The following is a 12,488-nucleotide window of genomic DNA, read 5'->3' as shown; positions in this document are numbered from 1 at the left end:
CATCAGGCCAAGCATTGCCATCTCGCGGCAACACATGGCCAATGCGATAAACGGTTATTTGTATTTGGCGTTGGCCTTTTTCACAAACTCATTGGTATAAGTTTGCGACAGGTCGATATTCTTCGATGCCAGTTCTGGATCGAAAGCCTCCAAGGTACGGAGCGCCACTTGCGGGCCTGCATCTGGAATGTAACCGTCCGGCGAGATTGCCTCGCGCACTTTCATGAAAGCATCCACATACAAGGCGCGGTCACCCAGCAGATAATTTTCCGGCACCGCCTTGACGATATCGGAAGGACCGGCCTTTTGCAGCCATTTGAGGGCGCGCACCATGGCGTTGGTCAGGGCCTGTGTGGTATTCGGATATTTCTTGATGAAATCGGCCGACGCATACAAGGTCGCTGCCGGCATCGGCCCTCCAAAGACGGCATTGGTATCTTTCAGCGTACGGGTATCGGAAATGATCCGGATTTCATTATCCTGCTGCATCATGGTAATCACCGGATCGAGATTCACGATCACATCGATCGACCCGGAGCGCAACGCCGATAAAGCACCGGACGAAGCACCGACGCCGATGTACGACACATCCGTCGGCTTCAACCCGCCCTTGGCCAAGACAAAATTGGACATCATGCTGGTTGATGAGCCAGGCGCGGTGACGCCAATCTTCTTTCCCTTCAGGTCGGCAATCGATTTGTAGTTGGGCATGGTCTTGTTGGACACGCCCATCACGATTTGCGGCGCCCGTCCCTGCAGCACGAACGCGACGATATGCTGGTTCTTGGCCTGCATGCTGATGGTGTGTTCGAACGCGCCCGAGACAACGTCTGCACTGCCGCCGATCAAAGCCTGCAAGGCTTTGGCGCCGCCGGCAAAATCGGAAATCTGGACATCCAGTCCTTCATCCTTGAAATAACCGAGCTGCTCGGCAATCGTCAACGGCAGATAATAGAACAGGTTCTTGCCGCCGACCGCGATCGACACCTTGGTCTTTTCCGGGGTCTGGGCAAACAGTTTGCCATTGAAAGTAAAGTACCCCGCCAGGAACAGGCAAAGGGCGATGCCGAACTGCTTCCAGTTGAACTTCATTTCTGTTGTCTCCTCAAGTATCAATCGATATTCCAAGGTTGCTGTGGCGGTGCCTGTGACACCGCTCTGTCTTTTTTGCGCTGCCATCTTGCGTGGCTTGTGGACACTCTGTTTGTTGTCGAGTTGTATGATACTACCGCTGTTGCGAAATGAAAGATTGCTGACGCGACTATATTTTTTAAATGTGACGATATCGCGATCAGGTCATGAAAAATGCGAGCGCTAGGTAGCCCGGCGATCCAGCATGGCGCGGGCAATGGTCCCGGCATCGACATATTCAAGCTCGCCGCCCACCGGCACCCCACGCGCCAGGCGGCTCACTTGCAAGCCACGGGCTTTCATCGTTTCACTGATGTAGTGGGCGGTCGCTTCGCCCTCGTTGGTGAAATTGGTAGCCAGCACCACTTCGGTCACCACGCCATCGGTGGCGCGACTGACCAGTTTTTCCAGTTGGATGTCTTTTGGCCCGATGCCGTCCAGCGGCGACAGGCGTCCCATCAACACAAAATACAGTCCCTTGAAGGTCAAGGTCTGTTCGATCATCAATTGGTCGGTTGGCGTTTCGACCACGCACAGCAAGGTCGGGTCGCGCTCGGGATCGAGGCAGGTCTCACACACCTCATTCTCGGTAAAGGTATTGCACAGCGCGCAGTGACGGATCTGCTCGACCGCCTGCGTCAACGCGCGCCCCAGCAGCGCCGCGCCATCGCGGTCATGCTGCAGCAAGTGATACGCCATGCGCTGGGCCGACTTGGGACCGACCCCAGGCAGATGACGCAAGGCTTCAGTAAGCAATGTAAGGCTGGAGGGGGTTTTCACATCGGACCTTGCGTTCAAAAAACCGATTCGTAATGCAGCACCGTTGGGAACGGATCGTAGAAATGATGCAGCAGGCCGCGCCATTCCTGATATTGCGGCGATTGCCGGAAGCCGATGGTATGGTGTTCCAGCGTCTGCCACCTGACCAGCAGGATGTAACGGTTCGGATGTTCGGTGCAGCGCTGCAGCTCATGCGACAGGTAGCCATCCATCAACGCGATGATCGTCTGCGCCTTGGCAAAGGCCGCCTCGAACATCGCCTCTTTCCCCGCAATCACATCCAGCGGCGCGACTTCCAGAATCACTCTTGCCGCCGCGTAGAATCAGAACGGCAGTTTGAAGCCGGGAGGCATGCCTGCGGTCAGGCCGGACATTTTTTCTGCGGATAAAGCCTCTGCCTTGCGTACGGCATCGTTGAAAGCCGCCGCCACCAAATCTTCCAGCATGTCCTTGTCGTCGGCCAACAGCGAAGCATCGATAGCCACGCGCTTGACGGCGTTCTTGCAAGTCATCACGACTTTCACCAGGCCCGCGCCCGACTCGCCTTCAACCTCGATCAAGGCCAGTTGGTCTTGCATCTTTTTCATGTTGTCCTGCATTGCCTGGGCTTGTTTCATCAGCCCTGCCAGTTGGCCCTTCATCATGGTGCTTCTCCTAAGTAAAACAATTGCGGGACAGAGTTGGCATGTTACCGCAGCGTGGCGAATTACACTCCCCGTGCGCCCCTGTCCCCAACTGATCAAATAAAACGTTTAAATTGCAAAGAAAAATAACAAGACAGGCTTGAAAAAGCGCTACAGCATAACGCGTCCCCAACCCCGCTTTAATCAGAACACTCACCCCAACGGCCGGATCGACCCTGGCACAATCGATGCGCCAAACTCTCGCACCATGCTCTGGATAAACGGATCGCTCTGCGCGGTCTGTTCCGCCATGCGCTGACGCTCGGCCTGAGCCGCCATCGCCTGCGCGTGGGCGGTATGGTGCACTGTGCCCAGCTCAGTTTCAACCTTCACCGTGCGGCCAAAATGCTCACTGAGTGCGGCCGCCAATTTATCGACGCTCCCCGCTGCCGAACGCAATGTAGCGAACGGAATCCGCAAATTGAACTGCACTGCGGCGCCACTGCTGTCGCAACTAGCCAGTTCACTCTGCAGCGCCAGTTGCTGAGCCACACCACGCACCGACAGATTGGCGGCCAACAGCGGCCAGTTACCATCCCAATTCAGACTGGGAACGGGCTGCAAGACCAGAGGCGGCAGCGGCTCTGGCGGCGCCACAGGTTGCTGCGGCACAGGCTCCGCACGCACCGCCTGGCGCGCTGGTCCAGCAGCGCGAGCAGGCGGCATCGACTGCGAATACGTTTCAGTTTTTTTTTCAGCCACCGAACTGGAAAAATCAGTATCGGGCAAATCCATCGGCAGTGGAATCTCTTCTTCCCAAGGCGGCACGGAAGAGTTTTGCGGCACGTATTCCGGCGCGACTGGTTTGACGGCAACAGGAGCCGGGCGGGCCGCCGCTGCGGGAGCCGAAACCGGCGCGGGCGACGGCGCTGCGGCAACCGGCTGCGCCGCTGCCGGCCGCGCTGCGCCGACCTTCCGCGACGACGCGGCACGCGCCGCTTCCAACGCTGCTCGGGCCGGGCTCATGCCGCTGGTGTCGGGACGCGCTACCGGCGCGCTGGTGCTGGCAGTCGGCGGCGCGCTGCTTAAGCGAGCCGCAGCAGGCGCAGCCGATGCCGCTTGCGCCGGGCGCGATACCGGGGCTGCAGCAGGTGTAACAACAGCCTGCGGACGCGGTCGGGCCGGCGGCGCTGCTGACACGGTGCTGCCGTCAGCCTGCGGACGGAACGCCAGCATGCGCAACAAGGTCATGGAGAAACCGGCGTACTCATCCGGCGCCAATCCCAGTTCATTGCGGCCATGCACCGCAATCTGGTAAAACAATTGCACTTCTTCGGCGTCGAACAATCCAGCCAAGCGGATGATTTCTTCGCGCTCAGGCAAATCGTCGGCCAACGCCGCCGGCACGCTCTGCGCCAGCGCGATCCGATGCAGCAAAGTGCCAAGGTCCTGCAGTGCGGCGCTATAGGACAGACTGCGTGTCGCCATGTCGTCGGCCACGGCCAGCAGACCGGCGCCATCCTTGGCCGCCAGCGCATCAAGCACGCGGATCAGATAGGACTGGTCGAGCGCACCCAGCATGCCCTGCACCGCTTCCAGCGTGACCTTGCCGGCGGCATACGCAATCGCCTGGTCGGTCAGCGACAAGGCATCGCGCATCGAGCCGTGCGCGCCCTGCGCCAGCAGCCGCAAGGCCGGCGTTTCGAATTCAATTTTTTCTTGCCCGAGGATATTGTCCAGGTGACTGATGATGTGGCCCGGCGGCATCTGCTTGAGGTTGAACTGCAGGCAGCGCGACAGCACGGTGACCGGGATTTTTTGCGGATCGGTGGTGGCCAGGATGAACTTGACATGTTCAGGCGGCTCTTCCAGCGTTTTCAGCATTGAATTGAACGCATGGTTGGTCAGCATGTGTACTTCGTCGATCATGTAGACCTTGAAGCGCGCATTCGACGGCGCATACACTGCCTGTTCCAGCAATTGCGCCATTTCGTCGACGCCACGGTTGGACGCAGCGTCCATCTCGATATAGTCGACGAACCTTCCGGCATCAATGGCCACGCAGGCTTCGCACACACCGCAAGGTTCGGCTGTAATGCCGCCATTGCCGTCAACCCCGACGCAGTTCAGCGATTTCGCCAGGATCCGCGACAAGGTCGTCTTGCCAACGCCACGCGTACCGGTGAACAGGTAAGCATGGTGCAAGCGCTGTTGCTCCAATGCATGCGTCAGGGCCCGTACGACGTGTTCCTGGCCGACCAGCGTATCGAAGCTTCTGGGGCGATATTTACGGGCGAGAACTTGGTAGGACATATGGTTGCGAAGGGAGCGAGTATGCGCTGTTGGTTGTGAAATGCTTATTAACAAGAACTACCGGCATTTTACCTGACAGACGAGGACAACATGCTTTTTAAACTCGCCCGCCCCTGTCATTTTTTTGCTGAGAACACCATCCGCGCTCACCCGCCACCGCCAGACTGAGGAAACGCTCGGTCGGCGCCGCTCCAGGCGTCGGGAAACTATGACAAGATAAGGAATCAAACGCTCATTCAGCCGATAAAAATACCAGGAGATCAATCATGCCAGGGGAAACCCCAGAAATGAACAATCAGGTTGCTGAACTGTACGGCAACAACCTGTTTCTAGACGATCCGGTCTTGCAGGAGGGCGTTGAGCGCTTGCAGGGGCAATGGTGCGCCGTCGACCTGGCCCGCTACGGCGCCGAACTCGGTCGCCAGGAAACCTGGCAACTGGCCGAACTGGCGAACCGCCACCAACCCGAACTAGCCACCTTCGACCGCCTCGGCAACCGCATTGATGTAGTCGAATTTCACCCATCCTGGCACGCCCTGCTGGGCTTGCTGCGACGCGAAGGCCTGCACGCCCTGCCCTGGATCAAGCCGCAAAGGGGTAGCCATGTCGCGCGCGCCGCCGGCTATTTCTTGCATGCCCAGGTCGAGGCCGGTTCGCTCTGCCCGACCACCATGACCTTCGCTTCGATTCCGGTCCTGCAGCAGGAACCGGCGCTGTTTGCAGCATTACAAGGAAAATTATTGTCTTGCCAACATGATCCGCGCGATCTCCCACTGGAACACAAGACTTCAATCCTGATCGGCATGGGCATGACGGAAAAGCAAGGCGGCTCCGACGTGCGCAGCAACACCTCCACGGCCACGCCGTTGGAAGGTGGCGGCGGGCGCGGCGCCGGCTACCTGCTGAATGGCCACAAATGGTTTTTCTCGGCGCCGATGTGCGATGCGCACATGGTGCTGGCGCGCACCGAGATGGGCTTGAGCTGCTTCTTCGTGCCGCGCTGGCAGCCGGATGGGAACAAGAACCCGATCCAGATCCAACGTCTCAAGGACAAGCTCGGCAATCGCTCCAACTCCAGCAGCGAGGTTGAGTTCAAGGATGCCTTCGGCATCATGGTCGGCGATGAGGGCCGCGGTATCCCGACCATCATCGAAATGGCCAGCCACACCCGCCTCGATTGCGTCATCGGCACTGCCGGCCTGATGCGTCAGGCGCTGGTACAGGCGTTGCACCATGCGCGCCACCGCAGCGCCTTCGGCCGCCTCTTGGCGGAGCAACCGCTGATGCAGAACGTATTGTCGGATCTGGCACTGGAAAGCGAAGCTGCGACGCTGCTGATGCTGCAGCTGGCCAGCGCTTTTGAACACCCGGAAGATCCATTGCAACGTGCATGGCGTCGTATCGTCACTCCTGCGGCCAAATTCTGGATCTGCAAACGGGCACTGGAATTCACTGGCGAATGCATGGAAGTCTGGGGCGGCAACGGTTATGTTGAAACCGGGCCGATGGCGCGCTTCTACCGGGAAGCGCCGGTCAATTCGATCTGGGAAGGCTCAGGCAATGTGATGTGCCTGGACGTATTGCGCGCCATTGAACGCGAACCAGCCGGTTTTGGCCTGCTGTTAGAACAACTCGTAGAAGCAGCCAATGGCCACTCCGGCCTGCGCGCCATGCTGGACGATCTGCTCAAGGATCTGGCGACACCGCCGGAACAGCGCGAAATGCTGGCGCGTCGCTTTGTGCAAAAGCTGGTACTGACGGTCCAGGGCGCGTTGATGCTGCAGCACGCACCAACAACCATCGCCGAGGCATTCATTGCCAGCCGCAGTGAAGCAGCGGGTGGGCGTGTCTACGGCACATTGGCGGCTGTGCATCTTCAACAGCAGATTTTGCAGCGCGCCTGGCCGCAATAAAAATCAACTCTCCCAGGATGGCCAAGCCAGGCGCTTCACCTGGACCGGCCATCCGGTGAAATTTCTGGATTCCGAATTTCTCCTTGAACGCTATTGCGGCTTGCCAATCTGTTGATCCAGGAATTTCGCGACACGCGTCCAGAAATCGACGTTATTCTTTTCCAAGCGCCAGCCATGACCCTCTTCCGGATATTCGATCCACTCGACATTCGGATTGCCGGTCTTGACCGCATCGCGAAACTTCGTACCATGCACAATCGGCACACGCGCATCGGAGCCGCCGTAAGCCAGCAATAGAGGCTGCTTGATGCGCGCCGCATTCTCCAGCGGCGATGTGGCTTTCAATTGCGCCGCGTCCTTTTCCTGGTCTCCAACCAATACCGGCATGCCGAACCGCAGGTATTCGTTCGACATATCGCTCCAGTTGACGTCGTACATCAGGTTGATGTCAGTCACCCCAACCCATTCGAATCCGCAGCGATAGAGCGTCGGATCATTGATCAACCCCATCAGCGTAGCGTAGCCGCCGTAGCTGGCGCCGGCGATGCATACCCGCTTCGGGTCGGCGATGCCCTGCGAGATCGCCCATTTGGCGCCGTCGGCAACATCATCCTGCATCTTCAAGCCCCACTGTTTCCAGCCGACGTGGAAATGCTGCCAACCAAAACCGGTACTACCTCGATATTCCGGCTCCAGCACCGCGTAGCCGCGCGACGCCAGGAACTGCACTTCGCGATTCCAGCGCCAGGAGCCGCCACGCACGTAAGGACCGCCGTGCACCAGCACCACCAGCGGCAGATTATTCTTACCCGCGCCTTTCGGCATGGTGAGGTAAGCGGGAATCTCCAGCCCATCCCTCGCCTTGTAGCGCACCATGTCCTTGGGCGACATTTGTTGCGGATTAATCTGTGGCATCGAATTACCGAGCATCGTCAGCTTCTTCGTTGCGCTATCGTAGAGGAAATAAACCGTAGGCTGGACGTCGGAAAACGATTGCACCAGAACATAAGATGTCTCCGGATGATAAGCAACGCTGATCTGGTTGACCGTCGACGGCAGCAAGTCGTTGACGGATTTTTGCAGCGCCTGCATCGTCGGATCAAGCCATTTGGTGTCATCGGCATCGGTTTCGAAACGCACTCCCAGTATCTTTTTATCGTTATGGACAATCGAACCCGAAAAGTCATAACCCTTGAGTGAGACCAGCGGTTCCGGGTCAATGCTGTTTTTGTTCAAGTCATAGCGGTAAAGGGAGACCTTGTCATGACCATGCCGAGTTCGCACATACAGAGAACCGTCCGGCCCAAAAAAATACGGCGCAAATCCGTCACCGGTATACGAGTTGAACTCGGCCAGCTTGCGCCAGACATTCTTCGCGGGATCCCGATAAAATACAGACTCCATTTCGCCATCTATCGTCGTGGCGATGCGTGGCTCCCCTTGCTGATCAATAAGCCAGGAGATCGTCAAGCCAGGTCGATCAATAATTGTTGAACGACCGGTTTTCGTATTCAAACGCAACAAATTGGTCGGTTTCATCGAGCGGTTCTTGACCGCTCCCCACGTCACGTCAAACTGATAGACGTAGATATCGTCGGAATCGTGAATTGTGGAGAAGAACGAAGTATTCCACGGCAGGGCGCTGCGCACACTGCCACTGGGGCCCTGCAGAAAAGCAACCGAGCGATCAACCAGTTGGCGAAATTCCGTACCATCGCGATTGATCGCATACAAACCCGCCCCTTGCGTCTGGTTGCCGACGCCAACATTCCTGTCGCCGGCATCGAACACCAACCGCTCGTTATTCACCCAGTGAAACTGACGGATATCGGCATCATCGAAACTGGCAATCACTTTCGGCACACGATCGACGACGTCCATCACCCCTAGTCGCACATAGCCATCTTTGGCCGGTACCAGCATCGCGACGTAACGTGCGTTCGGAGATAGCTGGGCACTGCTGAGGGTTGGATGTTCGAAGAAACTTTCGACGCTTGGCGGCTTGATCGGAGCCTGCGCCATTGCGATTCCGTACATTGCAGAAAGAAACAACATCAGTACAACGGGAAAACGTCGGATTCCTTGCAAAGTACGAAAAGGCATTGCATGTTCCTTAAGATTGGACCCAGTTATCAATAGAAGCGTTTGCTACAGAGAATCCACACACATGGGTGAAGGGCCAGTTTATTTGTATTCCAACAAAAATTCCATAAGGAAACTAATGAAATTTAAAATACTCAAACACTTTTTCCAAAAAAAAACGGCAATACCCATTGAAGGTATTGCCGGTTTTATTTACAGTCCAACCCTCAGCAGGTTCAATGACCGCCGAATAATTTGAGTATGTTCTGCTTTTCATCCTCCTGGCTTGTCGTCGGCCCGGGGTGCCGGCCGGCGTGGGCGCAGGCGTCACAGGTACACCGTCAGGACCGATGTCGATGGGTGCACCGCTACCGCCCCCCAAACCAAGCGAGGCGATGAAACCGTTGCCCGGCGTGAAATTATCGAAGTAAAACTCATTATTGATCATGGTGATCCCAGCTGGCATCGGCATCTGGTACTCAGGAACGCCGCGCAACGCGCGCCCCATGTATTCGGTCCAGATCGGCAATGCCAACTGTGCGCCGAACTCACGGCTACCCAGGCTCTTCGGCTGGTCGTAACCCATCCAGGCCACCGCCACCAGGCTGTTCTGATAACCGGCGAACCAGCCGTCGAACGCATCGTTAGTGGTACCGGTTTTACCGGCCAGGTCAGTCCTATGCAGCACATTGGTGCCAGCGCCGGTGCCGCGCTGCGCTACCGATTGCAGCAGGCTGGTCATGATGTAGCTGTTGCGAGCATCAAGTACACGCGGTGCATTCTGGCCCGCTATCTGCGGCTCAACCTTGGACAGGTCGACGCCGCGCGCGTCGGTCACTTGTGCAATCAGGTAAGGATTGACCCGGTAGCCACCGTTGGCCAATACCGCGTAAGCACTCACCAATTGCAGCGGCGTCACTTGCCCTGCCCCTAGGGCCAACGGCAAGTATGGCGGAGTTTTATCGATGTCGAACCCGAAGTGGCTGGTCACGAATTCCTGTGCGTATTTGACGCCGATGGCATCCAGCAGCCGGATCGACACTAAGTTCTTCGAGCGTTGCAAGCCGGTGCGCAGCGGCATCGGCCCATCAGGCTGGTCGTCATCCTTCGGCTCCCAGGCATCCTGTCCGGGACCGCCAGGATAAGATACCGGCGCATCGTTGATGATCGACGCCGGGCCGAAACCCTTTTCCAACGCTGCCGAATAAATGAACGGCTTGAAAGTGGAACCAGGCTGGCGCCAGGCTTGCGTGACGTGATTGAACTTGTTCTGGTTGAAATCGAAGCCGCCGACCAGCGCTCGGATCGCACCGGTTTGCGGTGTCAGCGACACCATGGTCGCCTCGACCTGCGGCAGTTGCGTAATCTGCCATCCCTTGGCGGTATTGATGACGCGAATCACCGAACCCGGCTGAATACGCAAGCCTTTTCCCGCCTTTGGACTCAATGCGGATGCCGCCAGGCGCAAGCCTTCTCCACTGATTGTCACCGCGACATCACTGCGCAACATCACTTGCACTTGCTTGGCGTCGGCGCTCAGCACCACCGCTGGCACGATGTCGTCGTTGTCGGGACGGTCCTGCAAAGCATCCTCGATCGCCTGGTCGCGGTCGTCGCCGGCAGGCGGCAAGTCGATCGTGGCTTCGGGACCACGGTAGCCATGGCGGCGATCATAATCCATGACGCCTTTTCGCACCGCGTCATACGCGGCCTTCTGATCGGCAGAGTTGAGCGTAGTGATCACGCTCAGGCCACGCGTATAAGTATCGTCCTTGTATTGCGCGTACAGCATCTGACGCACCATTTCGATCGCATATTCGGCGTGCACGCTATAGTTGTTGCCTTTGGTCTTGACCTGGATATCTTCGGCCAAGGCTTGATCGTATTGTTCCTGGCTGATGAATTTCAGTTCCAGCATGCGCTTCAAGATGTATTCCTGGCGGATTCTCGCGCGCTTCGGATTGACCACCGGATTGTAGGCCGATGGCGCTTTCGGCAAACCGGCCAGCATCGCAGCTTGCGCGAGCGTGATGTCTTTCAGGTCCTTGCCAAAATAAGTACGTGCCGCAGCGGCAAAACCGAAGGAGCGTTGGCCCAGGTAAATCTGGTTCATGTAGACCTCAAGAATCTGGTCTTTGCTCAGCGCAGTCTCGATCTTGTACGCCAGCAGCATCTCGTAGATCTTGCGTGAATAGGTCTTTTCGCTCGACAGGAAAACGTTACGGGCGACCTGCATCGTGATGGTGCTGGCGCCTTGTGTCGCACCGCCGTGCATGACGTCGGTCAGGACCGCACGCAGGATGCCGATCACATCGACGCCGCCATGCTGGTAGAAACGCGCATCTTCGATTGCCAACACCGCATTCTTCATGTCGGCCGGAATATCATCCAGCTTGACCAGGCTGCGTCGTTCTTCGCCGAATTCGCCGATCAGGACATGATCTGCGGTATAGATGCGCAACGGCACCTTGGGCCGATAATCGGTGATCGCGTCGAGATCCGGCAATTGCGGCATCATGACCACCAAAGCATAGGTCACCAACAATCCGCCGATGACCGCGCCGGCCAGCACCAGGCCGCCGATACTCAATAGCAGTGCGCGGGTCAAACTACCGCTCTGCTTGGACTTGTTTACATCTTGATTGGATTTCTTTGTTGATGACATAGCAATATTCGATGGAAATAGCCCTGTATCCTACAACATGCGGGAGCTAAGGGCGTCGAATTGGCCAGTTAACTTTGTGCACGAGGCGTTGCCAGCAACGATTCAATCATCTGTCGCGTCGTCGCGGCGGCCAGTTCCGGCGTCTCCATCGGGAACAGGTGGCCGCCGGGAATTTGCCGGAAAAATTTCCCAACCAGGCGCCTGGTGGCTTCCAGCCCGGCCTGCCGGCATTCGACCGAGTCGACGCCGCCGACAAAACCGATCGGCACCGGAAACCGGCGCTTCAGCACTCGTCCCATGTCATGCGGCAGGGTCCGATAGACTGCGGTTTCGATATCGCGCCGGAAGCGCAGGACCATATTGCCCTGCTCTTCTTCCAAGCCGTAATTGATGTAATCGCGCAGCACTTGCGGCGCCCAGTTGGCGAATACCTGCTTGCCGGCGAAATGCTGATAGGCCGCTTCCGCACTCGGCCACAGGTTGCGGCGCTTGGCCGAAAAGCGCGCCTGTGAGACCCGGTTATCCAGGCCCAGCGCCTTTGCGCCGCGCAGCAAGCCCGCACGCCAGCCCGTCACCACTGGCGTATCGAGCATCACCACGCAACGCACCAGATCCGGACGCCGCTGCGCAGCCAGCAGAGCCAGGCCGCCGCCCATCGAGTGGCCGACCAGGATCACCGGTTGGTCGTAACGCGCGGCCAGCTCGTCGATCAGTTCCTGCACCAATGCCGGCCAACCGTCGGTCACCGGATATTTGGGGTTATGGGCATGAATATCCAGCGAACGGACATCGTAGTCATGCCGCAGGTAGTCGAGGAACTGCCGATATGTACCTGATGGAAAGCTGTTGCCGTGGACGAAGTGCAAAATCGGATGTTTCGGATAGGTCATAGGTAAGGCAAGAAAGCAGTTTTAATTTTAGAACCCATTAAAAACCGAAAACAACGGTGCGACAAAGGGAATTTTAGAGCTTGCGCTCAGA

General features: G+C 57.6%; 9 protein-coding genes. 1 reads left to right on the top strand and 8 read right to left on the bottom strand.

Annotated features, from left to right (window positions below; translation table 11 throughout):
• Positions 1–54: 54 nt before the first annotated feature.
• The 5 genes from CAter10_RS07520 to CAter10_RS07500 form a co-directional block, all read right to left on the bottom strand.
• Positions 55–1,092, bottom strand: coding sequence for an ABC transporter substrate-binding protein (locus CAter10_RS07520; RefSeq protein WP_061532930.1), 1,038 nt, complete (start codon positions 1,090–1,092; stop codon positions 55–57).
• 222 nt (positions 1,093–1,314) lie between these two features.
• Positions 1,315–1,911, bottom strand: coding sequence for a recombination mediator RecR (gene recR / locus CAter10_RS07515; RefSeq protein ID WP_061532929.1), 597 nt, complete (start codon positions 1,909–1,911; stop codon positions 1,315–1,317).
• 14 nt (positions 1,912–1,925) lie between these two features.
• Complete coding sequence (locus CAter10_RS07510; protein WP_061532928.1) at positions 1,926–2,216, bottom strand: antibiotic biosynthesis monooxygenase family protein; 291 nt, start codon at positions 2,214–2,216, stop codon at positions 1,926–1,928.
• 18 nt (positions 2,217–2,234) lie between these two features.
• On the bottom strand, positions 2,235–2,555 hold the full coding sequence (locus CAter10_RS07505; RefSeq protein ID WP_061532927.1) for a YbaB/EbfC family nucleoid-associated protein: 321 nt from the start codon (positions 2,553–2,555) through the stop codon (positions 2,235–2,237).
• A gap of 192 nt (positions 2,556–2,747) precedes the next feature.
• Positions 2,748–4,847: a DNA polymerase III subunit gamma/tau gene (locus tag CAter10_RS07500; RefSeq protein WP_061532926.1), complete on the bottom strand. Its 2,100-nt coding sequence runs from the start codon at positions 4,845–4,847 to the stop codon at positions 2,748–2,750.
• A 266-nt stretch (positions 4,848–5,113) separates the two neighbouring features.
• On the opposite strand from CAter10_RS07500, the gene CAter10_RS07495 reads away from it, so the two are divergent.
• A complete protein-coding gene (locus tag CAter10_RS07495; RefSeq protein ID WP_061532925.1) occupies positions 5,114–6,760 on the top strand; it encodes an isovaleryl-CoA dehydrogenase in 1,647 nt (548 codons plus the stop codon).
• Positions 6,761–6,850: 90 nt separating this feature from the next.
• On the opposite strand, the gene CAter10_RS07490 is transcribed toward CAter10_RS07495, so the two are convergent.
• The 3 genes from CAter10_RS07490 to CAter10_RS07480 form a co-directional block, all read right to left on the bottom strand.
• On the bottom strand, positions 6,851–8,782 hold the full coding sequence (locus CAter10_RS07490; protein ID WP_231879219.1) for an alpha/beta hydrolase family protein: 1,932 nt from the start codon (positions 8,780–8,782) through the stop codon (positions 6,851–6,853).
• A 196-nt stretch (positions 8,783–8,978) separates the two neighbouring features.
• Positions 8,979–11,507, bottom strand: a complete 2,529-nt coding sequence (locus tag CAter10_RS07485) for a penicillin-binding protein 1A (protein WP_082797829.1) — start codon at positions 11,505–11,507, stop codon at positions 8,979–8,981.
• Positions 11,508–11,575: 68 nt separating this feature from the next.
• Entirely contained in the window at positions 11,576–12,397 is an 822-nt protein-coding gene (locus tag CAter10_RS07480; protein WP_061532923.1) for an alpha/beta fold hydrolase, read from the bottom strand.
• Positions 12,398–12,488 lie beyond the last annotated feature (91 nt).

Origin of the sequence: Collimonas arenae (assembly GCF_001584165.1) — a bacterium.
Lineage (GTDB): Bacteria > Pseudomonadota > Gammaproteobacteria > Burkholderiales > Burkholderiaceae_D > Collimonas > Collimonas arenae.
This window is presented reverse-complemented; position numbering and strand designations above follow the sequence as displayed.